The sequence below is a fragment of the Shewanella sp. 2_MG-2023 genome (assembly GCF_030548905.1).
GTDB classification, from domain to species: domain Bacteria; phylum Pseudomonadota; class Gammaproteobacteria; order Enterobacterales; family Shewanellaceae; genus Shewanella; species Shewanella electrodiphila.
The window spans coordinates 1-23858 of the sequence record NZ_JAUOSO010000030.1 but is presented as its reverse complement, the minus strand read 5'-3'; the positions used below and the strand labels follow the sequence as shown (position 1 = coordinate 23858).

Below are 23858 nucleotides of genomic sequence, written 5' to 3'. Positions count from 1 at the left end.
CATGCTCTCAACGTTTTGGATAAAGGTAAATTCAATCTGCACCTATTGTTATGGGTATGAGCATTGATAAAGCATCATGCTGGGCTGCATTTTGTTAGTTTTGGCAAACTCTTTTAACAATGATAGTAAGGCAGTCGCAAAATGGATCATTATCAAGTCAATTGTAAGTACCACGTTAACGGTATTTACAGCCAATAACCTCCATATTACGTAGCTATGTGTTTTATTTCAAATTAGATTTCAGTTTTTGATTCTAGTGAATGTTATAAAATGGCGTAGTGATTAACAATGAGAAGAAGTGAGCCTGTAAAAACGAAAAAACACGCTAATTAGCGTGTTTTAAAATGAGATTAATGACTACTTTTTGTCTGTTGTATCAGCTATGTACTGTTTGAATATCTCGTCTAGTTGCTGATCTTTTTCTAGCCAAACATTATTAAGCCAGCGCTGAAACTCAACCCGTGTTTCAGCCTGCGAGAAATACACTTCTGAATCTACTACCGGGACAGGTAGTTGCTCAACTCGCACTACAATTCTTTTTACTCGACCAGACATGACTTGATAAAGCACGCCTTCCTTTGCTTTGGCGTCCGCATCTGGATAGGCCAATGTCATATTGAGTAGACCTGTAAATTGCTCGCCCATAGCCGATAAGGTAAAAGCAATCCCGCCAGCTTTAGGGCGCAAAAGATGACGATAAGGTGACTGTTGACGACGATGCTTATCAAGCGTAAAACGGCTGCCTTCTACATAATTAATGATAGATGTAGGTGTGTTTTTAAACTTTTCGCAGGCTTTACGCGTTGTTTCTAAATCTTTGCCTTTTAATTTGGGATTCTTTTTAAGCTTAGCAGGACTAGTACGGTTCATAAATGGCATGCCAAGAGCCCAACAACCTAAGCCTAAAAAGGGCACGAAAATAAGCTCTCTTTTTAAGAAAAACTTCAACATTGGAATATTGTTTCGCAAGATATAAGTTTGCGCAGCTATATCAAAACCACTGACATGGTTACTGATAAGCAAATACCAACCATTTTGGTCTAACCCATCTAAACCTTGAATGTCCCACTCGACTTTAGCGATTAATGCCAAAATGCCGCCATTACATGTAGCCCAAGCCCACATAAAACGATTCATCAAGCTCAATAGTGCTTTACTAGGTCCTTGAAAAGGGATGAACAATTTAATGATGCCGCCAATACTGATTAAGCCTGCCCATAGAACAGTATTAATAATCAATAAGCAGGTACTAATGAAAAAAATAATTGGACCGGGTAAAAAATTTAGCATGGAGCTAAATACCTCTATTTATTGTTTTCAGCCATTGAGCTGATTTTATTGTCTTTTTCTAACCAGAGTTGATTCAATTGATTTTGAAACTCAATTTTAAACTCTCGGTCTTTACTGTAATCACCGCGCATAGCATCGGGGATATCTGTTACTTGAATATCAACATGCACTTCATCTAGGTCGTTGCAAATATACTCCCAATAAGAAGGTATTTTACCTGGATAGTAAATGGTGACATTAACTAATTTATTAATTTGGCTGCCCATGGCATCAAGCGCAAAAGCCATTCCACCCGCTTTCGGTTTGAGTAGATGCTCAAACGGCGAGCTTTGCTTTTTATGTTTACCAGGATGGAACCGCGTCCCTTCAACAAAATTCATCACACTCACAGGCTTGTGCTTAAATTTTTCACAAGACTTACGGGTGATTTCGGTATCTTTGCCTTTCAGTTTAGGGTTTCTCTTTAACTGCGCTGTTGAATAGCGACGCATAAATGGGAAGTCTAATGCCCACCAAGCTAAACCCAAAATTGGGACATAAATGAGCTGTTGTTTTAAGAAAAACTTCAAAAATGGAATTTTTCTATTAAACACTCGCTGTAAAATTAAGATATCTACCCAAGATTGGTGATTGGCAATCACCATGTACCATTCTTTTTCTGAGAATTGGTTATCACCAGTCAACTTAATCTTCGTTGGATGAAAAATGGCTTCTATAATCCCATTCACACTGATCCAAGCGCTGGCGCAATTATCCAAAATATAGCTGCAAACCTTACGAATGAATATAATTGGCAAGACCTTGAATATACTGAAAATAAGTATAGGTGTTACCCAGAAGATAGTGTTTATGACATAGCAAATAAATGCTACAGATCCTTTAATTTTTGCGAACAGCGGCATCTAGCTCTCCTGTAAATGGAGGCTTATGTTACTCCGTGATAAGCATATCCTCAATCAGCAGAACAATAATATCGCATTTTTTACTAAAAAATTACCTGTCAGAGAATCGGTATCGGGCTGAATTATCCGCTTTTTAATAATTTGTATCTCGGCACGGGCTTTTTATTGCTGGCTTAAGCGATTCATCAGACGATCCATTGCGCGGTACCCCAGTGCTTGAGCAATATGACGTCGTTCTGTGGTGTTTGATTGTTGCAGATCGGCAATAGTGCGAGCGACTCTTTGTATACGATGAAAACTTCGCACAGATAAACCCAGTTGTTGAACACTTTGGTCGAGAAACTCTAAATCAGCCTGGCTCATGGATAAATGTTGCTTCAACAAGGCTGGTGATAGCTCACTGTTAAGCATGCCTGCACGGGCAAACTGTCGTTGCCTAGCAAGATTAACGCGCTTGGCAATACTTTCACTGCTCTCAGCTGTTTTTTGCGGTTGAGTCAGTGTGCCTGCAGGGAGTTTCGGAACTTCAATGGTTAAATCAAATCGATCTAAAAACGGGCCTGACAAACGGGATAAATAACGTTGAATTTGATCGGGAGTTGAACGTGCATTTTCAATATCACCACAAGGACTTGGATTCATGGCTGCAATCAGTTGAAATCGACTCGAAAATTTAACCTTGGCTGCCGCGCGTGAAATAACGACTTCGCCAGACTCCATAGGTTCTCGCAGACAATCGAGTACTTTACGTGGAAACTCGGCTATTTCGTCTAAAAACAATACGCCTCTGTGGGCTAGTGAAATTTCACCTGGTTTAGGAATACTGCCGCCACCCACTAAAGAAATGGAAGAGCAAGTATGATGCGGTGCGCGAAACGGTCTTTCTAAAAAGGCATTAGGCTTTATGTTAAGCCCTGCAACGGAATGAATAGCTGCCACATCAATCGCTTCTTCGTAGCTCAGTTTGGGCAATAGTGGAATAATTCGATTTGCCAGCATGCTTTTCCCTGTGCCTGGAGGGCCTAAAAAAAGCGTGTTGTGTCCACCTGCAGCGGCGATTTCTAATCCTTGTTTAGCTTGATACTGGCCGATAACTTCACTTAAACACAATTCTGGTCCAGTGCTTACCTCTTCAAACCATTGCGGCTGCTGATCCACTAAAGGCAGTTTAGCTTGGCCATGCATAAAAGATGCAAGGTGTTGTAAATGAGCGACAAAGTGAGTTTGTTGATAACCGACTAATTCAGCCTCTCTGCGGTTTTCTAGGGGGATAAAGAGCTGATGCTGCTGATTTTTAGCGGCAATAATGGCAGGCAAAATCCCAATACAAGGACGCACCTCACCTGACAGGGCTAATTCACCAATGAATTCACTATGGGCTAACTTATCTGATGGCACTTGACCTGAAGCCGCTAAAATCCCTATTGCAATTGGGAGATCATAACGACCGCCTTGCTTGGGGAGATCTGCAGGGGCAAGGTTAACCGTAATGCGCTGCATTGGAAATTCAAAGCCTGCATTAATCAATGCACTACGAACACGCTCGCGAGCTTCTTTAACTGAGGTTTCAGGTAATCCAACTAAGTTAAATGCGGGTAATCCATTACTTAAATGCACTTCTACAGTGACTTTAGGGGCTTCAACCCCGCAGCAGGCACGGGTGATGACACAGGCAATCGCCATAAACAAATCCTTTTGTTTGCTAATTTTAACTAAAATAATCCATTAATCGCAGTTAAGTGTAGCAGCTAAAATGAAACATAGATTTGCGCAGGCTTTGTGCTAACGGTTTGTGCTAAAGAATTTCACTTCACAATATAAGATGTCGTTATTATTAAATATGAGCTCACTAGTATTTAGCTATCATTGATTTTGTGAATATTTCTTTAATTCAGCCATGCGATCTTCAAGGTTAGGATGAGTACTGGCCCAGTCGGGAATATCTATTTGATGCTTTGATTGTAGTAGTTTGTATAGAGATACCAGCGAGTCAGTATTTTGATACCAGTTATGTAAGTGCTCGGCTGCAAAGTTATCGGCCTCGTGTTCGTGGTGACGCGAGTAGCTTAAACTGGTGCCTAATACCGTTACACTCATTAAGGTGTCGGCAATACCACTGGCTTCACCTACGATCATCGCAGCAGCTATCGATAAGATGGAGGATTGCACTATGCTGGTCATAATGTGTCTATGTCGAATATGGCCTAACTCATGCAAAAGCACAGCTTGAAGTTGACTATCGTTGTCTGCAAGTTCAATCATTTCGTCGGTAAGAATGATATGGCCGCCAGCCATGGCAAATGCATTAGCGCCCTCTTTGCTTGAGAAAATAAGTAACTGTGGTGGTTGTGAAAATAATTCTGCTTGTTGGGGGAGTTTGTTTACTGTGTCGCTAAATAGTAGTTGAAGTTCAGCTTGGCGGTCGCTAGTTAAACTTGACTCGCTAAATCCCATTTCTTCCACCAGTGACAAACTGTAGTCGCCGACTTGCTTTTCAACAGAGTGAGGTACCATATTGGCAATCAATTTTGACGCTGTTGGAACACCATAAACAATCGTACTGTAAGTCACTATAACGGTGACGATACAAGCTACAACAATCAAGCCTAAATGTTGTTCAAGCTTATTAATGACAGAGGGTTTACTGTGCTTAGTGAGCCATTGATTTAAATGCTGGCTTTGACTGGCTACAAATACTTGGCCGCTATTAAAGGTAATATTACGTGGTGTATTTCCAAGTGCTGCAGAGATTTCTGTGGTTTCAAGTTGATGTTGACCGCTAAAAGGTTCACTACTCACCGTTAGCATTCCATTTGCCCCTAATACCATTGAAGCTGGGTATTTGGTGGCATTTTTAGGTGCCAGAATGTGGCCGTCTATTTGTTCTATCACAGCATTCTCAACATGGTTTTTTGATTAAGGTGAGGTTGAATAAAACTTTCTCACAGCAAAGTGCTGTGAGAAAGATAATTACACTTGTCTTTATGAGTTGTCATTACAACTTATCAAGCGCTTGACTTACACAATACCTATGTTGATATCAAAGGCTCCCGCCACTTCATCAGCAATTGCTGCATCGCTTTGCTCGTTATGATCATGAGCGTGCACCAGTGACAAATCACCTTCAACTTCGGTTACTGAAGCCATGTATTTTGCGCTACGCACTTCTGCCCATGCGATACCAAAACCAAATGTGACGATGACTAATAAAAAGTTGGTGACAACTAATGCTAAAAAACTGCCTAGTGCCATGTTCGAACGCATCTGCAGTTCACCATCAAGCTTGGTCTCATTAAACATATAATTACGAGTGCAGACTTTGACATAAGCAGCTATCACCATACTCAGTGCAAGCATAAAGAAATAGCTAACGATTAACATCATATAGCCCATCGCTTGACCATCTTGCATAGCATCTGAGCCTTTGAAGCCATTTTTAATCAGTTCGACAATAGAATCCATAACACCAAACATAAAACCGAAAGCAAATGCAATTAAAGTGCTGGCCACCATAGCGCCCATAAATAAGGCCATCGCTTTTAATGCAATTTTCATATATTCACGGATGTTCAGTTCAGCTTGAAATGCTTTAGTACCGTAGCGGTAGCCATTAACCATATATTGAGCAATACCTGCCGAGACCCAGGCATAACAAAAAACCATAGCAGCAAAGAAAAACAGCACAGCAACGACAACACCGACACCAATAAGCTCATCAGATAAGAACTTTGACCCCGCTGCAATTGCCATCGGTCCAGCAATAACAATCAAGTAAGCGAGTAAAGGTTTAACTAATAATTGCAGGTAAGCCCCAGCGTACGATCCTTCAAAATTAAAGCGCACATTTCGAAAACGAGTCATGCGTGCATCAAAACGCATATTACGAACAGCCAGAAAAGGCGTGGCAAACATTAAGATAACGGCGAGTGCGATGGCAATAATGGGGTTAATAGCATTTAAAATCGCCCAGCCAATTAACAGCACAACAGCAATAATACGGCCAATTAAAATCTGCATTGGTGTGGCTAAATATTCAAAGCGGTCACCGCCAAGTTCCGTATTGCTGTAGAAATAACAGTGAGTACGGACTTTTGCCCAAGCTGAATAAATGCCGAAGGTCACCATGGTCAGGAGCATGTTGACGATCCATATGCCAAAGAATTCACCGCCAATGCCATGAAATTTAAAAGATGTTTTAGTTGAGGGGGTTATTGCATTAACTGAAGTGGCACTTGTGCCTTGTGCTGAGTCTAGATTGCTCATTTATATTTCCTTCCGTTGGAATTAAGCTGCATATTAGAGCGTTAAATGACAAATAAATCAATGTACTTAATCAGTTAATAACATTTGATGCATAAGTAACTAATGTAAATACTGGCAAGAGTGAATGTTTTAATGCCATATTTCCAAATCCTGACGCTGAAAAAGAATTGTGTCGGAGTCATTTCATTTAGATGTAGTACTCGATCAAATGCCTGCTGGGGTAGTTAAAGCATTAAAAGAAACCGATAGAAACCCAGGTGAAGACGTTAAAGTTTCAACCATCAATCTGTCTGTATATTCTTATGCGTTATTAAAAAAGCTGAAGTCAACTCAGTGGGCGGCTCGTTTTTAGTCGTGCCTTGAACTAAATTTTCAACGTCACTTGTCAATTGATAGTTAGCTATTGATAGTCAGCAATTTTCGATCATTTTTGGATAACAATGGCAGGCTCTGTATCAACAAGAGGTGCTTGAGGTTTGCCAATCAAGCCCTAACTAAATCACATCTAAAAATGCTTTTAAAATGGGTTCTTGAATACGTTTTTCTTTACAGCAACACCCGAGTTTAAAAGGGGGAATAAGCTGCGGTGACTCAAGCTTCACTAAGCGCTCCCTCACAGGGCTATTTTCGACAACTACTTCAGGGCTGATGCTCACACCACATCCCAGTGCCACCATCGATGTAATGGCTTCTTGGCCTGACACTTGTGCATAAATATTGGGCTTAAACCCCATCGCTTTAAACCAATTATCGGCTCTACGACGACCTGGTCCATGATCAGGCACGATAAAGGGTAGTTGTGCCCAATTGATTGGCGTTTGATTGATCATCTGTTGGGCTTGGCAATGTATTGTTGGGGCGTAGACGTGCAAAGGTACTTGATCAATTTCTTCAAAATGTAGGCTGTTTGGAAGCGAATCAGGCAAGGCAATAATCGCAAAGTCGGCTCGATTGTGCTGGATCTCATCCACGGCATTGGCAGCATCACCAGTAATGAGAGTGATTTCAACTAAAGGATGCTCACGTCTGAAGCGATCTAACAATGCAGGCAAATGGCTATAAGCTGCAGTAACAGAACAATACAGATTAATACGCCCGTGAAGCAGGGGCTGGTCGGGGTCGATGCGACCTTTTAGATTAAGCCATTCTGATAATGTCTGCTCGGCGAAGCGCTTAAATTCATTACCTGCGTGGGTGATGCTGACACTGCGATTATCTCGTTCAAATAATTTGCAACCCACTTCTTCTTCTAAGCGTTGCAAGGCACGACTTAAGGTCGAAGGGCTGACATGGGTTTGTTCTGCTGTTTTGCCAAAATGCAGACTATCACATAGGTGTAAGTAGAGTTTTAACGCACGAATATCCATGAGATTGCCTTGTACAAGTCTTGGTTGTTTATTGAACGATATAAGGTTTTACCAGTATTGCATAAAATGAAACGTTATGTTCCGAATATATCATTTTAAGCAATAACAAGCATGCGCTATAGTGACTTCAATCACAACTTCTGAGCACTTTGACTGCCAGAATGTTGCGTCTCAAATTTCTGAATTAAAGGTGGTATCTCAGATGGCTAACTATTTTAACTCTCTGAATTTACGTCAACAATTAGCTCAATTGGCACAATGCCGCTTTATGGACCGTACCGAGTTTAGTGACGGTTGTAATTTTATCAAAGATTGGAACATTGTGATCTTAGGTTGTGGGGCACAAGGCCTAAACCAAGGTCTGAACATGCGTGACTCAGGTTTAAATATTTCTTTTGCGCTACGTCCACAAGCCATTGCTGAAAAGCGCGCTTCTTGGAAGCAAGCAACCGACAACGGTTTCAAAGTAGGTACGTTCGAAGAATTAATTCCTGATGCAGATTTAGTGTTGAACTTAACCCCAGATAAGCAACATTCAAACGTTGTCAATGCGGTTATGCCATTAATGAAGCAAGGTTCAACATTATCTTATTCACACGGTTTTAATATCGTTGAAGAAGGCATGCAGGTTCGCCCTGACATCACTGTTGTGATGGTTGCACCTAAGTGTCCTGGTACTGAAGTACGTGAAGAATATAAGCGTGGTTTTGGTGTACCAACGCTAATCGCTGTTCACCCTGAAAACGACCCTAAAGGTGATGGTCTTGCCATTGCTAAAGCCTATGCAAGTGCTACAGGTGGCGATCGTGCAGGTGTTTTACTGTCTTCATTTGTCGCTGAAGTTAAGTCTGACTTGATGGGTGAGCAAACGATTCTTTGTGGCATGTTACAAACTGGCGCCATTCTTGGTTACGAGAAAATGGTTGCAGACGGTGTTGAACCAGGCTACGCAGGAAAGTTAATCCAACAAGGTTGGGAAACGGTTACTGAAGCGCTTAAACATGGCGGCATCACTAACATGATGGACCGTTTATCAAACCCAGGCAAAGTGAAAGCTTTTGAAGTTGCTGAAGAATTAAAAGTGATTCTTAAGCCACTATTTGAAAAGCACATGGATGACATCATCAGCGGTGAGTTTTCTCGCACCATGATGGCAGACTGGGCTAATGACGATGCAAACTTATTGCGTTGGAGAGCAGAAACCAACGAAACGGCATTTGAAAACTCACCTGTATCTGACGAGTACATTGATGAACAAACTTACTTTGATAAAGGCATTTTCTTAGTTGCTATGATCAAAGCGGGTGTGGAATTAGCATTCGATACAATGGTTGCTGCCGGCATCATCGAAGAGTCAGCTTATTATGAGTCTTTGCATGAAACGCCACTTATTGCGAACACTATTGCACGTAAACGTCTATACGAAATGAACGTCGTGATCTCTGATACTGCAGAATATGGTTGTTACTTATTCAACCACGCAGCTGTGCCATTACTGACTGATTACGTTAAGTCAATGTCATCTGAGTTACTTGGCGCTGGCCTTAAAGAAGGCTCAAACAGTGTTGATAACAAGCGTTTAATTGAAGTGAATGAAGCGATTCGTCATACCGATGTTGAGTTTATTGGTGCAGAGTTACGCGGTTACATGACTGATATGAAAGGTATTGTTGAAGCTAGCTAATATTTGTTGATTGTGTTGTGAAGTACCTGTTCAGCTAGGCTGTCGAGCAGGCATCAAATCTACTTTCAATGAATGATAAGTAGAAACAATCTATTGAAAATTAGGGGGGTAATTTAAGTTCACCGATGAATTTAAACTTACCTTCATAGCTTTAGATTTTTGTTGTTGTTTGCATTGTCTCGGCAGGGAAGCTGAATTTTTTTTACAACACAGGATTTTTTGTTGTGTTTATAAATCACTTTATGGTACTCCTATAGAGGATGAATTATAAACAAGTCTGGCACTGAGCCTGACTTAACAGAAAAGTTAACAAATATTTTTTAGGACTCAGTTATTTATGTTTAACCAAGCTGCCCAGCTCATTATTGTGATTATTACCGTCGTGATTATTAAGTCACCGCGGGGGTGGCGTTTGGCAACGAGACTGAGTTAATAGTCAGAATTTGCAAAAACCCCCGCTCCGAAAGGACCGGGGGTTTTTTGTTTTATGGGCTTTAACAATCACTGTGACTATGTCGCTTTATCAAAAAATATTTAATTTTAAACGCAGATCAATGACGAGAGTATCAATATGGAATCAGGGCAGAAAATGCGTGGTGCAGACGCAGTCATCAAAGTTTTAGCCGCACACGGTGTGACCACGGTATTTGGTTATCCTGGTGGCGCAATTATGCCGATTTACGATGCACTCTATGGTCACCCAGTAGAACACCTTTTGAGTCGCCATGAACAAGGCGCTGCATTTGCCGCAGTCGGTTATGCTAGAGCAAGTGGTAAAACAGGGGTGTGTTTCGCGACATCAGGACCCGGTGCCACTAACCTTATTACCTCTTTGTCTGATGCGCTATTGGACTCAGTGCCTGTTGTTGCGATAACTGGCCAAGTCTCTACCGCCGTGATAGGTACCGATGCCTTCCAAGAAATCGATGTATTGGGGATGTCATTATCATGCACCAAACACAGCTTTATGGTCACCGATATTAATGAATTAATTCCAACCTTATATAAAGCGTTTGAAATCGCGGCTTCAGGCCGCCCAGGTCCAGTATTAGTTGATATACCTAAAGACATCCAAATAGCAGAGCTTGAGTATAAAACACCATTACTGACTGTCACTGAAGAACCTGCACCTGAAGTCACAGCCATAGATGCTGCACGTGAATTATTACAGCAAGCAAAGAAACCCATTTTATATGTTGGTGGTGGCGTAGGCATGGCTGGCGCGGTCGATCATTTGCGTCAGTTTATTGATAAAACAGGTATTCCATCTGTTGCCACATTGAAAGGCTTAGGCGCCATTGCCCATGGCACTAAAGGTTACCTTGGTATGTTAGGCATGCATGGTGGCAAAGCGGCAAATTTAGCGGTGCAGTCATGCGATCTATTGATTGTTGTCGGTGCACGTTTTGATGATCGGGTGACTGGGCGTTTAGCCACTTTTGCTGGAAATGCCAAAGTATTGCACCTTGATATCGATATTGCCGAAATTAACAAGCTACGTCAGGCTGATGTAGCGATTTCAGCAGATTTCCGTCAAGTGTTACCCGCCCTTGCAGCATCATTGGATATGCAAGCTGAATTGACGCAGTGGCAACAAGAAGTGGAAGACTTATACCGTGAGCATCAATGGGATTATCAACACCCTGGCGATCTTATCTATGCTCCAGCAATGTTACGCCGCTTAGCTAACAAGTTACCAGAAGACAGTGTCGTGAGTTGTGATGTGGGCCAGCATCAAATGTGGGTGGCGCAGCACATGTGGTTCCGCCGTCCTGAGGATCATTTATCTAGTGCGGGTTTAGGCACCATGGGGTTTGGCTTACCAGCAGCAATTGGCGCTCAAGTTGCTCGACCTGATGCGACCGTTGTAACGGTATCGGGTGACGGATCATTCATGATGAATGTACAAGAGCTTACCACCATCAAACGTCGTAAATTACCCGTAAAAATACTGCTTATTGATAACCAAAAATTAGGCATGGTAAAGCAATGGCAGCAATTGTTTTTTGAGCAACGTTATAGCGAAACTGATTTATCCGATAATCCTGATTTTGTGTTAATGGCATCAGCTTTTGATATTCCAGGCCGCACCATTCATCGCGCTGAAGAAGTAGAAGCCGCGCTTGATGAAATGCTCGCAACCCCAGGGCCTTTTATGCTGCATGTCGCTATTGATGATGCGTTTAATGTATGGCCGTTAGTCCCACCAGGGGCATGTAACAGTGACATGATGGACCAAATGGAGAAGCAAACATGATGAATGCAGTTGAATTAAGATTAAAGCCGCAACCTGAGGTGCTAGAGCGTGTTTTACGTGTGACACGTCATCGCGGCTTTACCGTGACAGAATTAACCATGACCGTAAATGAAGACAGTACATTAAAAGTGAATTTTGATGTCGAAAGTGAGCGAGTAATTGGATTGTTAACACATCAACTGACTAAGTTATTTGATGTGCTTGATTGCCAAGTGCTCACAAGCTCAGCAGTGCCAGTTGGAGCTGAAACACCAGCTTCAGTAAGCGCTTAACCATTCATCAATATTCAACAAGGAAAACATTATGGCTGCGACACAATCAGAACTCATTTGGTTTAATGGTGAAATCATGCCTTGGCAGAACGCCAAAGTACACGTGATGACTCACGCAATGCATTACGGCACCTCAGTATTTGAAGGCATTCGTATTTATGATACTCACCTTGGCCCAGCGGGTTTTCGGTTAACAGATCATGTGCAGCGTCTGTTTGATTCAGCCAAAATTTACCGGATGAATGTGCCTTATAGTTTTGATCAAGTGATGCAAGCCTGTAATGACTCAGTCATGAGTAATAATTTACCGAGTGCGTATATTCGCCCGTTAATATTTTTAGGGGATGTAGGCATGGGGATCACCCCGCCAATTGATGCCCAATGTGATATGGTCGTAGCGGCTTTTGCATGGGGAGCATACCTAGGTGAAGACAGCATGGATGCAGGTGTTGATGTCGCGGTCACTTCATGGCAACGCTTGGCGCCAAATACGATTCCTACAGGCGCTAAAGCGGGGGGGAATTATTTATCTTCACTGCAAATTTCGACCGAAGCAAAACGTAATGGCTTTGATGAAGGAATTGCACTTGATACCAACGGTTTAGTCAGTGAAGGCGCAGGGGCTAACTTATTTGTGGTTAAAAACAATAAGATTTATACCCCGCCAGCAACAGCGGCAATTTTGAAAGGGATCACCCGAGATACCATCATGGTGCTAGCTAAAGACTTAGGCTATGAAGTGATTGAAGAAGCAATGGCACGTGAGTTTTTGTACGTTGCAGACGAGATTTTTATGACAGGCACAGCAGCTGAAATTGTCCCTGTCAGAAGTGTTGATCGTATCGAAGTGGGCGCGGGTAAACGCGGCCCAGTGACTAAACAAGTTCAGAGCAGTTTTTTTGGCCTCTTTAATGGTGAAACCGAAGATAAATGGGGCTGGCTAGAACCGCTTAAAAAGTCAGTATAAAACTGGCTACAAATAATAATGAAAAATCCTGTGAGTAGTCTATTAACTACCAAAACATGACCATATTTGACCAATTCCATCGAAAATAATGGAATGACAAAGGAAGGAAAAAACAATGCCTAAACTACGCTCAGCAACCAGTACCGAAGGTCGCAACATGGCAGGAGCACGCGCGTTATGGCGTGCAACTGGTGTAAAAGAAAAGGATTTTGGTAAACCAATTATTGCCATTTCAAACTCGTTTACTCAATTTGTTCCGGGGCATGTGCATTTAAAAGATATGGGCCAATTGGTTGCAGGCGCAATTGAAGAAGCGGGTGGTATTGCTAAAGAGTTCAATACCATTGCAGTCGATGATGGTATTGCTATGGGGCACGGCGGCATGCTGTACAGCCTACCTTCTCGCGAGCTGATTGCCGACAGTGTTGAATACATGGTGAATGCGCATTGTGCTGATGCATTAGTGTGTATTTCTAACTGCGACAAAATTACTCCTGGCATGTTGATGGCGGCGTTAAGACTGAATATTCCCGTCGTTTTTGTGTCAGGTGGCCCAATGGAAGCGGGTAAAACTAAGCTTTCAGATCAAATCATTAAACTCGATTTAGTCGATGCAATGGTGGCAGGTGCAGATACTAATGTCAGTGATGAAGACAGCAAGCAAATTGAACGAAGCGCTTGTCCAACATGTGGTTCTTGTTCAGGTATGTTCACTGCGAACTCAATGAACTGTTTAACTGAAGCATTAGGTCTGTCTTTGCCTGGTAATGGTTCTCTTCTTGCCACACACGCAGCTCGTCGTAACCTATTTTTAGAAGCCGGTCGCCGCGTTATGGATCTTGCGACCCGTTATTACCGTGATGACGATGACAGTGTTTTACCACGTAATATCGCTTCATTTAAGGCATTCGAAAACGCGATGGCATTGGATATCGCTATGGGTGGTTCATCTAATACCGTTTTACATTTGATTGCAGCAGCGCAAGAAGGTGAAGTCGATTTCACCATGGATGACATTGATAGAATGTCTCGCTTGGTGCCGCATTTATGTAAAGTCGCTCCTTCAACACCGAAATACCACATGGAAGATGTGCATCGTGCTGGTGGTGTGATGGGCATTTTAGGTGAATTAGACCGAGCCGGTTTATTGCATACCGACGTACCGCATGTGGCGGCTGATAACGGTGGAAACTTAAAGTCCGTGTTAGCCAAATATGATATTGCTCAAACTCAAGATGCGGATGTCAGACGCTTTTACAGTGCAGGTCCTGCAGGTATCCCTACCCAAACGGCATTCAGTCAAGACTGTTACTGGGATAGCGTAGATGATGATCGTCAAGAAGGCTGTATTCGTACTCGTGAAAACGCTTTTAGCCAAGAAGGTGGCTTAGCGGTGTTATCGGGTAACGTGGCTGAAAATGGCTGTATCGTTAAAACTGCGGGTGTAGATGAAGAAAACCTCACCTTTACGGGTAGTGCAAGAATATACGAAAGCCAAGACGATGCTGTTGATGGCATTTTAGGTGGTGAAGTGGTTGCCGGTGATGTGGTTGTTATCCGTTATGAAGGCCCTAAAGGTGGCCCAGGAATGCAAGAAATGTTGTATCCAACCACCTATCTTAAATCCCGTGGTTTAGGTAAAGCATGCGCACTTATCACCGATGGTCGTTTTTCAGGTGGGACTTCTGGATTATCAATTGGCCATATCTCACCAGAAGCAGCGGCTGGTGGCACCATTGCGTTAGTTGAAAATGGCGATCAAATTGAGATTGATATTCCATCTCGTAGTATCAAATTAGCCGTTTCGGATGCTGAGCTGGCTAAGCGTAAAGCGGCAATGGATGCCAAAGGCCCATTAGCGTGGAAACCTGTTAGCCGTGAGCGTTACGTGTCATTAGCACTTAAAGCGTATGCTTTATTGGCAACCAGTGCCGATAAAGGTGCGATTCGCGACCGCAGTAAGTTAGAAAGCTAAGCGAATAGATTAAGCTTATTATCAGCACATTCTTATTATCCTAAACCCTATGTTCTTAGGTAAAGATATTAAGAATGTGTGCATTTGAAATATAACCAACACTGATGGAATTAAGCCTATGTCTTTAGCACAAGAGTATTTGCAAAAAACGCTGCTGTCATCAGTTTACGACGTAGCGAAAGTCACGCCGCTGTCGAGTTTAAATAAATTATCGGCTCGCTTAGGTAGTCAGGTTTATCTTAAGCGTGAAGATATGCAACCTGTGCATTCGTTTAAATTGCGTGGTGCATATAACCGTATGTCACAGCTAACGCCACAGCAATGTAAAGACGGTGTGGTGTGCGCTTCTGCGGGCAACCATGCTCAAGGTGTGGCAATGTCAGCAGCCAGTAGAGGCATTGATGCAGTCATTGTTATGCCTGGCACGACCCCAGAAATTAAAATCGATGCCGTAAAAAGACTCGGTGGCAATGTGGTGTTATTTGGTGAAGCGTTTGATCAAGCAAACGAGCATGCTAAGCAATTAGCCGAAACGGAAAATCGCACATATATAGCCCCGTTTGATGACGAAGCTGTGATAGCAGGTCAAGGCACAATTGCCCAAGAAATGCTGCAGCAACAACGCGACCTTGATACCGTATTTGTACCGGTAGGTGGTGGTGGGTTAATTGCAGGTATTGCAGCTTATTACAAAGCGGTGATGCCTCAAGTTAAAATTGTCGGTGTTGAACCTGAAGATGCCGCTTGTTTAAAAGCGGCCATGGAAGCTGGCGAGCCAGTGACACTATCGCAAGTTGGCTTATTTGCTGATGGCGTAGCAGTAAAACGCATTGGTGAGGAACCTTTCAGAGTCGCGAAAGATTATGTCGATGAGGTCATAACGGTAACATCAGATGAAATCTGCGCAGCGGTTAAAGATATTTTTGAAGATACCCGCGCTATATCAGAGCCCGCAGGTGCATTGTCTGTTGCTGGACTTAAAAAATACATACAGCAGCATCCAAAAGAAGCGGGTAAAGGTGAGAAGGTTGCGGCGATATTAAGTGGCGCCAATGTCAACTTTCATAGTTTACGTTATGTGTCTGAGCGCTGTGAATTGGGTGAACAAAAAGAAGCCGTGTTAGCAGTAAAAGTGCCTGAAAAACCGGGCAGCTTTTTACGTTTTTGCCAAATTCTCAATAAACGGGCAATGACAGAGTTTAACTATCGTTTTAATAGTCGTGACAGCGCAGTGGTGTTTGCAGGTATTCGCATTAGCCAAGGCCAAGCTGAGTTAGATGAGATTATTACCAACTTAGAAGCTGAAGGTTTTCAGGTTCAGGATTTATCTGAAGATGAAACCGCCAAGCTTCATGTGCGCTATATGGTCGGTGGTCGCCCACCAGAGCCGTTAGATGAGCGCTTGTTTAGCTTTGAGTTTCCAGAGCACCCAGGGGCGTTACTTAAGTTTTTAACCACGCTTCAAAGCCAATGGAATATCAGCTTATTCCATTACCGTAATCATGGCGCAGCATTTGGTCGTGTATTGGCGGGGTTTGAAGTACCCGCTTCTGATGAGGCGGCATTCGCCCAGTTTTTGACTGATTTAGGTTTTGTTTATCAAGAAGAAACTCATAGCCCTGCTTATCAGCTCTTTTTAAGTTCAGGTCAGCATTAGTCTCACCTTTTTCATCATCTTGACTCATCAAAATAGCTTCTTCGGGAAGCTATTTTTATTTGGGGTGAGATAAGTACTAAAAAGGCTTTTTAGCTAATAAATTTCATGTGGATAGCGCCTTTTGGCCTATCTGTGTGTTATTGTCATTTCAGCCCAAAGAGGCAATAGCCACAAACGAGATAATATTCGGTGGCGTTAAATAAAATTAAAAATGTAGGTTTCATTGAGCTATTACAAATTGACCTCGAGCCAAGGAGACTTTGATGTTATCTGTACCAACAATTTCAGCACCAAGTATTAATGCTTTTAATCCACCACGTCGCACGCTAATGGGGCCTGGCCCTTCAGACGTGTATCCAGAAGTACTTGCTGCACAAGCTAAGCCAACCATCGGTCATTTAGACCCATTATTTGTCGCAATGATGGATGAGTTAAAGTCCCTTATTCAATACGCCTTTCAAACTGAAAACGAAATGACCTTAGCCGTGTCTGCACCTGGCAGTGCGGGAATGGAAACGTGTTTTGTTAATTTGGTTGAAGCTGGCGAAAAAGTCATTGTTTGTCGCAATGGTGTCTTTGGCGAGCGTATGCGCCAAAACGTTGAACGTGTGGGTGCCACTGCTGTTGTCGTCGATAACGAGTGGGGCGAACCCGTTTCTGTCGAGGCCGTAGAAGCAGCGCTGAAAGCGAACCCTGATGCTAAGTTTCTCGCATTTGTGCATGCTGAAACCTCAACCGGCGCATTATCTGACGCTAAAAGCTTATGTGCTTTAGCGCAGCAACATGATTGTATTTCAATCGTTGATGCTGTGACCTCGCTTGGTGGTGTTGAGCTACGTGTTGATGAATGGGGCATTGACGCCATATATTCTGGTAGTCAGAAGTGTCTTTCATGTGTACCAGGTATTTCACCTGTGTCATTTTCTGATAAAGCCGTCGCGAAAATCAAAAGTCGAACTACGCCTGTGCAAAGTTGGTTTTTAGATCAAACTTTAGTGATGGGCTATTGGGGTAATAAAGACAGCGGTGCTAAACGAAGCTACCACCATACTGCGCCAGTGAATGCACTATATGCATTGCATGAGTCATTACGATTACTCGCCACTGAAGGCTTAGAAAATGCCTGGCAGCGTCATGCTGATATGCACCAATTATTACGCAGTGGCCTTGAACAATTAGGATTGAACTTTGTTGTTGATGAGTCGTGTCGTTTACCACAGCTGAACGCAGTATACATTCCACAGGGCGCAGATGATGCGTTAGTGAGAAAGCAATTACTGGAAAATTATAATCTTGAAATCGGTGCTGGATTGGGTGCTCTGGCTGGTAAAGCTTGGCGTATCGGTTTGATGGGGTATGCTGCCCGCCGCGAAAACGTCGCTTTATGTTTGCGCGCATTAGATGAAGTGCTTAATTAGCACTTCATCTGCACTTAATTAGAGATTAACTTCGCTAAGTGAGCATAAAAAAATGGCATCCTAGGATGCCATTTTTGTTTTATCGTTAATTGAATCTACTATCAGCTGGAGTTATGCGTCAGCTGAAAGCTTTTTTTCTAATTCTTCAACTTGAGCTTGTAATGCTTCGAGTTTTTCACGGGTTTTTAGTAACACGTGCTGCTGAACTTCAAACTCTTCACGAGAAACGACATCTAATTTCATTAGTTGGCTTTGTAAAACTTGCTTTGAACGCTCTTCGAATTCGCCTGCAAATTGCTTTACACCACTAGGAAGGTTATCACTCAGCTGCTTAGCAACTTCTTCAAGTTTTTTTGGATTAATCATCGTCAATACCATCTTCAATTAGGTTTCTTGTTTATGAGTTAATTGTACCTGAGCCCGTCTGCATGTCCAAAGTTATCGCTCAGCTTGTGTGATGGTTCTAACATTGCAGGGGAGAGCTTGATAATCAATACGCTTGCTATGCCGCTTTCGATCGAATCGCCTTAAGGGTTAACCGAATAGTGATATCGTTGAATTTAATCATTGTCGATCGCTGCTTTCTGGTATGATCGCACTCCGTTTATTTTCGTTATTGGTAAAGTCGACAGCATGAAGTTAAATCCTGGGCAAAATGATGCCGTTCACTATGTTTCTGGACCTTGTTTAGTCTTAGCAGGGGCAGGCAGTGGTAAAACTCGGGTAATTATTAACAAAATTGAATACTTAGTCGAAAAGTGTGGCTACAAGGCGCGCAATATTGCCGCTGTGACTTTTACCAATAAAGCTGCGCGTGAAATGAAAGAGCGTGTTTCACAATCGATGGGACGCAAAGAAGCTCGTGGATTATGGATCTCTACATTCCATACGCTGGGGTTAGAGATCATCAAGCGTGAGCATAAAGTGGTCGGTTTAAAAGCAGGCTTTTCGCTGTTTGATGATCAAGATACCTTTGCACTGCTTAAAGAGCTTACTGAAGATGAGCTTGAAGAAGATAAAGATCTCATTAAAGCCCTCGCCAGTGCCATTTCTAATTGGAAAGGCGACTTAGTCATTCCTGATCAAGCGCTTAAACGTGGCGGTGATGAACAAACGCAATTATTTGCTAAATTATATCAACGCTACGCTCAGCACATGAAAGCCTACAATGCGCTAGATTTTGATGATCTTATTTTGCTGCCGACATTATTATTACGTAACAATGAAGAAGTGCGTACTCGCTGGCAAACTCGTTTTCAGTACTTGCTGGTGGATGAATACCAAGATACCAATACCAGCCAATATGAATTGGTGAAGCTATTAGTGGGTGAACGAGCTCGTTTTACCGTGGTAGGTGATGATGACCAATCCATTTATTCGTGGCGTGGTGCGAAACCACAAAACTTGGTGTTATTGGGCAAAGACTTCCCGCAATTACGCTTAATCAAGTTAGAGCAAAATTACCGCTCTAGCCAACGAATTTTGCGTGCAGCGAATATCCTGATTGCAAACAACCCCCATGTTTACGATAAAAAACTGTTCAGTGAACTCGCTTACGGTGAGCCGCTCAGAGTGCTGTTTGCCGCCAATGAAGAGCAAGAGGCCGAACGTGTTATCGCTGAGATAGTTCGTCATAAGTTTATGGGCAAAACTAAATTTGGTGATTATGCGATCTTGTATCGAGGTAACCATCAATCAAGGCTGTTAGAGCGCGCCTTAATGACCAACCGGATCCCTTACAAGTTATCTGGTGGTACGTCGTTTTTTGCCCGCGCAGAAATTAAAGACATCATGGCTTACTTACGTTTAGTAGTGAACCCTGATGATGACAATGCATTTTTGCGTGTGGTGAACTTGCCTAAGCGTGGTATTGGCCCTGCAACGCTTGAGCGTCTTGGTAATTACGCCAATCAAAAACATATCTCGATGTTTGAAGCGATTTTTCAGGCAGAGCTTAATCATCACTTAGCGCCAGCGGCAATGGCCTCCCTGTATCAATTCGGTAAGTTTATTGTTGATACCGGTGAAATTGCCACTCGCGGTGAACCTGTAGATGCAATTAAACAGCTTATTCGTAAGATAAATTACGAAGATTACCTATATGAAACCAGTACCAGTGCCAAAGCGGCTGAAATGCGGATGAAAAATATTTCAGAGTTATACCGTTGGGTGACTGAAATGTTGGAAGGTGATGAATTAGATGAGCCGATGACATTACCAGAAGTGGTAACGCGCCTTACTTTACGTGACATGATGGAGCGCAATCAAGAAGATGAAGGTGGCGATCAAGTTCAATTGATGACACTGCATGCTTCAAAAGGCTTGGAGTACCCATATGTGTTTATGGTGGGTACTGAAGAGCGTATTTTACCGCATCAGTCGAGCATCGATGAGGATAATGTTGATGAAGAGCGCCGTTTAGCTTATGTGGGCATTACACGTGCACAAAAAGAGTTATGGTTTACTATGTGCCGCGAACGTCGCCAGTTTGGTGAAACCATGCGCTGCGAACCCAGCAGATTTTTGCTGGAATTACCGCAAGATGATTTGATTTGGGAAAACCGTAAGCCAAAACAAACTGAGCAAGAAAAAGCGCAATCCGCTAAAACCAATATTGCTAATATTCGAGATATGTTTAAAAAATAGCAATATCTCTTCAATACTCGCCTTATGGCTTATGGCTTATGGCTTATGGCTTATGAGTTGTGCTATCGGTAAAAAAATGAGTCTTGGCTCAATCAGCTTAGCAAGCAACGCAATGCATTAAGCTTGGGTTAACTCAGCGATATCGACCCCTTCGCTATGTTGAGTTAACACTAAGTTTACCAGTGAAAATACCTGCCCTTGACCTTGAATGTAACCTAACTCTTCTAATATCTGCTTTTGCTTTTGAGTGTCTACACCTTCTGCAAAAATCTTAAAGCCCAATGTTGTTGCAATCAGCTGGTAGGCTTTTGCTAGCTGCAATTGCTTATCGTTGACTAAGTGTTGGCTGATATCGGCATCGAGTTTTAGGGCTTTAATTGGTAAGAAGCTCAAACTACTTAATGAGCTATATCCGGTGCCGTAGGCATTAATGCCAATATTGATACCAAGTTCTGATAGTGATTCGAAGGCGCTAATATGGTTGGTGCTGTCTTGAACAAAGGCTTTCTCGTTAAAAAATACCCACAGTTTAGATGCACAAATTTTGCTGCGCTTGATGGTATTCCGTAAACTGCGCAGTCCATATTTATGCTTAATATGCTGACTTGAAAGTGGCATATGTATTTGTATTTTCTCACCTAGACCATTGGCGAGAGCCTGATAATGTTCATCGATATACTTAAAAATATAATCATCTAACATCGTCATGGTTTGAGTTTGGTTAGCAAGTGAAGTGAGTTGCTCGTTATCGATTAAGCCTTGAGAAGGATGCTGCCAATAACTAATAGGCTCATAAGCTATGATCTCTTTGTCATCAAAAGACACTACAGGGGTTAATTCAACCACAATGTCATTTTGTTCTATGGCATTTAAAAAATCTTGCTCTAATTCAATGCGTTGATTGAAATGATATTCAGTTTGTCTATCAAATATCACGTAACAACCTTTGCCTTTTGATTTTGCTTGATACATTGCCGTATCTGCATTTCTTAAGATAGATTCGCTAGTATCTGATGAAGCCACACAACTGAATGCAACCCCAATACTGGCACCTGAAATCACTTGCTGCTGCGCTAAAGTGTATGGTTCTGAAATGGTCTCTAATATTCGCTCGCAGACATCTTCTGCATCTTTATGCTGGTGGATTGAATCTAATAGAATGACAAATTCATCGCCACCGAGACGCGCTAAGGTATCGTTTTCGCGAATACATAACTTAAGGCGCGTAGAGGTTTCGATTAAGAACCTGTCGCCTTCTAAATGGCCTAGAGTGTCATTGATTTGCTTAAACCCATCTAAATCAATAAAGAGTAAGGCAAACTGTTCTTTTGGGTGGCGACGTATATGTTTGATGGCTTGAGTTAATCGTTCCATAAAGAAGCTACGATTAGGTAAACCAGTTAAGTTATCGTGTTTAGCATCGTATACCAGTTGCGCTTCCATTTTTTTTCGCTGCATGATTTGACGTTGTAAATTGTCATTCATTTCAGCGATGGCCTTGGTGCGTTTTTCTACTTTATCTTCTAATAATTCATGGCTACGTTTTAATTGTTCAACAGCGAATTTACGTTCAATGGCATTGGCAATATGTTGAGAGACAAATGTCAGCAGTTCTAAATCTCTTGCTGCATAAGAGTTCTGATCTGTCAGGCTGTAAATAGTTAAGCCGCCAGCAACCTCGCCATGGATAAATAATGGAATACCAATCCATTGTTTCATGGTTTGAGTATGGTTTAGCGCTGGATTGGTGCCATAGATCTCACCCGCATGGATCATGTCTTGAATATCTTGTTGGCTAAGAAGTTTGGGTTGTTTGTGTTTTAAAATAAATTCGGTTAAACCATCTTGCATCGCCCTAGGCTTTGGCGGCTCACTACTCATTTGCGAGACATAAAAAGGAAAAGACAAGGTTTGTGAGGCTTTATGCACGAGTGAGATAAAGCAGTTCTCTGCCGGAAGTAATTGGCTAATGACTTGATGGATTTTGGGGTAAAAGTCAGCTTCACTGACATCTGATGCTGAAAGGTCGGCTATTTGGAATAACGACTTTTGTAACTTTTCCGCTTTCATTCTTTCTTGAACTTCGAGCTTCACTTTATCGTACGCTTTGCTCAGTTCTTTGGTGCGCTGAACAATGGCGATTTCAAGCTCTTCGTTATGGCGCAAGCGTTCCATCACCCCAGAAATATGGTGACAAATAAATCCCATCAATTCGAGCTCAAGTTCGCCGTAACTAATATCGTTACTGTAACTTTGAACTACGAGTACACCTGAGACAATATTATTATGTTTGATTGGTACCCCAAGCCACTGCAAACAAGCAGAGCCGAGGTCATCAATGAAACCTTGTGACACCAGCTGATCAAATCGCTGGGCATCACAAAAGAGTGGCTCACCTGTTTTTAAGACATAACCGGTGATCCCGCGCTCTAATAGAGAAGATAATTCCTCATCAGGATACAGTTCAGAAGGGTGGGAGTCTTTTTCATCGGCAAAAAAAGGTAAAGTGATGTTACCTGTTTCACGATCTATTGAAGCAATAAAAAAATTATCAGCAGGAATTAAACTTTGCAGATGATTGTGGACACCTTGATAAAAAGCATCAAGTGAAACCACATGGGTCGCAATGTTGGAAATCTCTAATAAGGCATTTTGAATGATTTCAGCGCGTTTATACTTTGTTGCTAAGCGCCTAAGCCTCGATACCCTTCTTTGAAGGTGCTCGATATTTTTACAACTATTAGAAGGGAGTCTTCCCTTTTCCATGATGCTCCCTCAATCCTTTCGAGAAATATAACCATCTTTGAGTATATGAAAGTTCCTCGATAAAGGGAACTATCAAGAGTTTAAAATGAAAAATGCTTAAAAACATCACAATTTACTCAAAACTTGAGCAAACGAACAAAAAAGTTATAAACAAAGGTGGACGTGAAGGTGATTTATCCCTATTATGTGCGTCGCTAACCAAGGCGAGCGCCCATAGCTCAGCTGGATAGAGCGTACCCCTCCGGAGGGTAAGGCCGAAGGTTCGAATCCTTCTGGGCGCACCATTCGGTAACGTTCGTTAGCAAGATTGAAATCAGTGGTGATTGTAGCTCAGTTGGTAGAGCCCCGGATTGTGATTCCGGTTGTCGTGGGTTCGAGCCCCATCAGTCACCCC

17 protein-coding genes and 2 tRNA genes are annotated in these 23858 nt (G+C 42.4%); 11 read left to right on the top strand and 8 right to left on the bottom strand.

Going from position 1 to position 23858, the window contains the following annotated elements; all coding sequences use genetic code 11:
• Positions 1 to 357 precede the first annotated feature (357 nt).
• From Q4600_RS20475 to Q4600_RS20455, 5 genes are all read right to left on the bottom strand, one after another.
• Entirely contained in the window at positions 358 to 1290 is a 933-nt protein-coding gene (locus Q4600_RS20475) for an acyltransferase (RefSeq protein WP_102529565.1), read from the bottom strand.
• A gap of 14 nt (positions 1291 to 1304) precedes the next feature.
• Positions 1305 to 2192, bottom strand: coding sequence for an acyltransferase (locus tag Q4600_RS20470; protein WP_229372219.1), 888 nt, complete (start codon positions 2190 to 2192; stop codon positions 1305 to 1307).
• A gap of 162 nt (positions 2193 to 2354) precedes the next feature.
• Positions 2355 to 3875, bottom strand: coding sequence for a YifB family Mg chelatase-like AAA ATPase (locus tag Q4600_RS20465; RefSeq protein ID WP_303517912.1), 1521 nt, complete (start codon positions 3873 to 3875; stop codon positions 2355 to 2357).
• A 180-nt stretch (positions 3876 to 4055) separates the two neighbouring features.
• On the bottom strand, positions 4056 to 5084 hold the full coding sequence (locus tag Q4600_RS20460; protein WP_303517909.1) for a M48 family metallopeptidase: 1029 nt from the start codon (positions 5082 to 5084) through the stop codon (positions 4056 to 4058).
• Between the two features lie 126 nt (positions 5085 to 5210).
• Positions 5211 to 6455 (bottom strand): YjgN family protein, encoded by a 1245-nt coding sequence (locus tag Q4600_RS20455; protein WP_248956462.1) that lies wholly within the window; start codon positions 6453 to 6455, stop codon positions 5211 to 5213.
• Positions 6456 to 6624: 169 nt separating this feature from the next.
• Here Q4600_RS20455 and Q4600_RS20450 point away from each other — a divergent pair, with 169 nt between their 5' ends.
• Positions 6625 to 6807: a hypothetical protein gene (locus Q4600_RS20450; RefSeq protein WP_303517906.1), complete on the top strand. Its 183-nt coding sequence runs from the start codon at positions 6625 to 6627 to the stop codon at positions 6805 to 6807.
• Positions 6808 to 6949: 142 nt separating this feature from the next.
• On the opposite strand, the gene ilvY is transcribed toward Q4600_RS20450, so the two are convergent.
• Positions 6950 to 7822 (bottom strand): HTH-type transcriptional activator IlvY, encoded by an 873-nt coding sequence (gene ilvY, locus Q4600_RS20445; RefSeq protein WP_102529559.1) that lies wholly within the window; start codon positions 7820 to 7822, stop codon positions 6950 to 6952.
• Positions 7823 to 8024: 202 nt separating this feature from the next.
• On the opposite strand from ilvY, the gene ilvC reads away from it, so the two are divergent.
• The 7 genes from ilvC (at position 8025) to Q4600_RS20410 (ending at position 18052) form a co-directional block, all read left to right on the top strand.
• Entirely contained in the window at positions 8025 to 9506 is a 1482-nt protein-coding gene (gene ilvC, locus Q4600_RS20440; RefSeq protein WP_229372212.1) for a ketol-acid reductoisomerase, read from the top strand.
• 571 nt (positions 9507 to 10077) lie between these two features.
• Positions 10078 to 11763 carry an acetolactate synthase 2 catalytic subunit gene (gene ilvG, locus Q4600_RS20435; RefSeq protein ID WP_102529556.1) on the top strand — a complete coding sequence of 562 codons (1686 nt, stop codon included), beginning with the start codon at positions 10078 to 10080 and terminating at the stop codon, positions 11761 to 11763.
• Positions 11760 to 12035 carry an acetolactate synthase 2 small subunit gene (ilvM, locus tag Q4600_RS20430; protein WP_303517900.1) on the top strand — a complete coding sequence of 92 codons (276 nt, stop codon included), beginning with the start codon at positions 11760 to 11762 and terminating at the stop codon, positions 12033 to 12035. The genes ilvG and ilvM overlap by 4 nt, the downstream gene beginning before the upstream one ends.
• A gap of 31 nt (positions 12036 to 12066) precedes the next feature.
• On the top strand, positions 12067 to 13002 hold the full coding sequence (locus tag Q4600_RS20425; protein WP_102529554.1) for a branched-chain amino acid transaminase: 936 nt from the start codon (positions 12067 to 12069) through the stop codon (positions 13000 to 13002).
• A gap of 115 nt (positions 13003 to 13117) precedes the next feature.
• The gene (ilvD, locus tag Q4600_RS20420; RefSeq protein ID WP_303517896.1) at positions 13118 to 14977 is read left to right on the top strand and encodes a dihydroxy-acid dehydratase; all 1860 of its coding nucleotides are present in this window, start codon (positions 13118 to 13120) and stop codon (positions 14975 to 14977) included.
• 118 nt (positions 14978 to 15095) lie between these two features.
• Entirely contained in the window at positions 15096 to 16634 is a 1539-nt protein-coding gene (gene ilvA, locus Q4600_RS20415) for a threonine ammonia-lyase, biosynthetic (protein WP_303517894.1), read from the top strand.
• A gap of 263 nt (positions 16635 to 16897) precedes the next feature.
• A complete protein-coding gene (locus tag Q4600_RS20410; RefSeq protein WP_102529551.1) occupies positions 16898 to 18052 on the top strand; it encodes an alanine--glyoxylate aminotransferase family protein in 1155 nt (384 codons plus the stop codon).
• 111 nt (positions 18053 to 18163) lie between these two features.
• On the opposite strand, the gene Q4600_RS20405 is transcribed toward Q4600_RS20410, so the two are convergent.
• Positions 18164 to 18418, bottom strand: a complete 255-nt coding sequence (locus Q4600_RS20405; protein ID WP_102529550.1) for an accessory factor UbiK family protein — start codon at positions 18416 to 18418, stop codon at positions 18164 to 18166.
• A gap of 267 nt (positions 18419 to 18685) precedes the next feature.
• Here Q4600_RS20405 and rep point away from each other — a divergent pair, with 267 nt between their 5' ends.
• Positions 18686 to 20698, top strand: a complete 2013-nt coding sequence (gene rep / locus Q4600_RS20400) for a DNA helicase Rep (RefSeq protein WP_229372201.1) — start codon at positions 18686 to 18688, stop codon at positions 20696 to 20698.
• Positions 20699 to 20815: 117 nt separating this feature from the next.
• Here rep and Q4600_RS20395 read toward each other — a convergent pair whose 3' ends face one another.
• The gene (locus Q4600_RS20395; protein ID WP_303517891.1) at positions 20816 to 23464 is read right to left on the bottom strand and encodes a diguanylate cyclase; all 2649 of its coding nucleotides are present in this window, start codon (positions 23462 to 23464) and stop codon (positions 20816 to 20818) included.
• Positions 23465 to 23671: 207 nt separating this feature from the next.
• Here Q4600_RS20395 and Q4600_RS20390 point away from each other — a divergent pair.
• A tRNA-Arg gene (locus Q4600_RS20390) sits at positions 23672 to 23748 on the top strand.
• A 35-nt stretch (positions 23749 to 23783) separates the two neighbouring features.
• Positions 23784 to 23856 (top strand) — tRNA-His (locus Q4600_RS20385).
• Positions 23857 to 23858 lie beyond the last annotated feature (2 nt).

Coding starts and splice junctions, on each gene's coding strand:
- ilvM (WP_303517900.1), top strand. CDS start 11,760: ATGATGAATGCAGTTGAATTAAGATTAAAGCCGCAACCTGAGGTGCTA.
- Q4600_RS20470 (WP_229372219.1), bottom strand. CDS start 2,192: ATGCCGCTGTTCGCAAAAATTAAAGGATCTGTAGCATTTATTTGCTAT.
- Q4600_RS20465 (WP_303517912.1), bottom strand. CDS start 3,875: ATGGCGATTGCCTGTGTCATCACCCGTGCCTGCTGCGGGGTTGAAGCC.
- Q4600_RS20405 (WP_102529550.1), bottom strand. CDS start 18,418: ATGATTAATCCAAAAAAACTTGAAGAAGTTGCTAAGCAGCTGAGTGAT.
- Q4600_RS20425 (WP_102529554.1), top strand. CDS start 12,067: ATGGCTGCGACACAATCAGAACTCATTTGGTTTAATGGTGAAATCATG.
- Q4600_RS20475 (WP_102529565.1), bottom strand. CDS start 1,290: ATGCTAAATTTTTTACCCGGTCCAATTATTTTTTTCATTAGTACCTGC.
- ilvG (WP_102529556.1), top strand. CDS start 10,078: ATGGAATCAGGGCAGAAAATGCGTGGTGCAGACGCAGTCATCAAAGTT.
- ilvD (WP_303517896.1), top strand. CDS start 13,118: ATGCCTAAACTACGCTCAGCAACCAGTACCGAAGGTCGCAACATGGCA.
- Q4600_RS20395 (WP_303517891.1), bottom strand. CDS start 23,464: ATGGAAAAGGGAAGACTCCCTTCTAATAGTTGTAAAAATATCGAGCAC.
- ilvA (WP_303517894.1), top strand. CDS start 15,096: ATGTCTTTAGCACAAGAGTATTTGCAAAAAACGCTGCTGTCATCAGTT.
- ilvC (WP_229372212.1), top strand. CDS start 8,025: ATGGCTAACTATTTTAACTCTCTGAATTTACGTCAACAATTAGCTCAA.
- rep (WP_229372201.1), top strand. CDS start 18,686: ATGAAGTTAAATCCTGGGCAAAATGATGCCGTTCACTATGTTTCTGGA.
- Q4600_RS20410 (WP_102529551.1), top strand. CDS start 16,898: ATGTTATCTGTACCAACAATTTCAGCACCAAGTATTAATGCTTTTAAT.
- ilvY (WP_102529559.1), bottom strand. CDS start 7,822: ATGGATATTCGTGCGTTAAAACTCTACTTACACCTATGTGATAGTCTG.
- Q4600_RS20455 (WP_248956462.1), bottom strand. CDS start 6,455: ATGAGCAATCTAGACTCAGCACAAGGCACAAGTGCCACTTCAGTTAAT.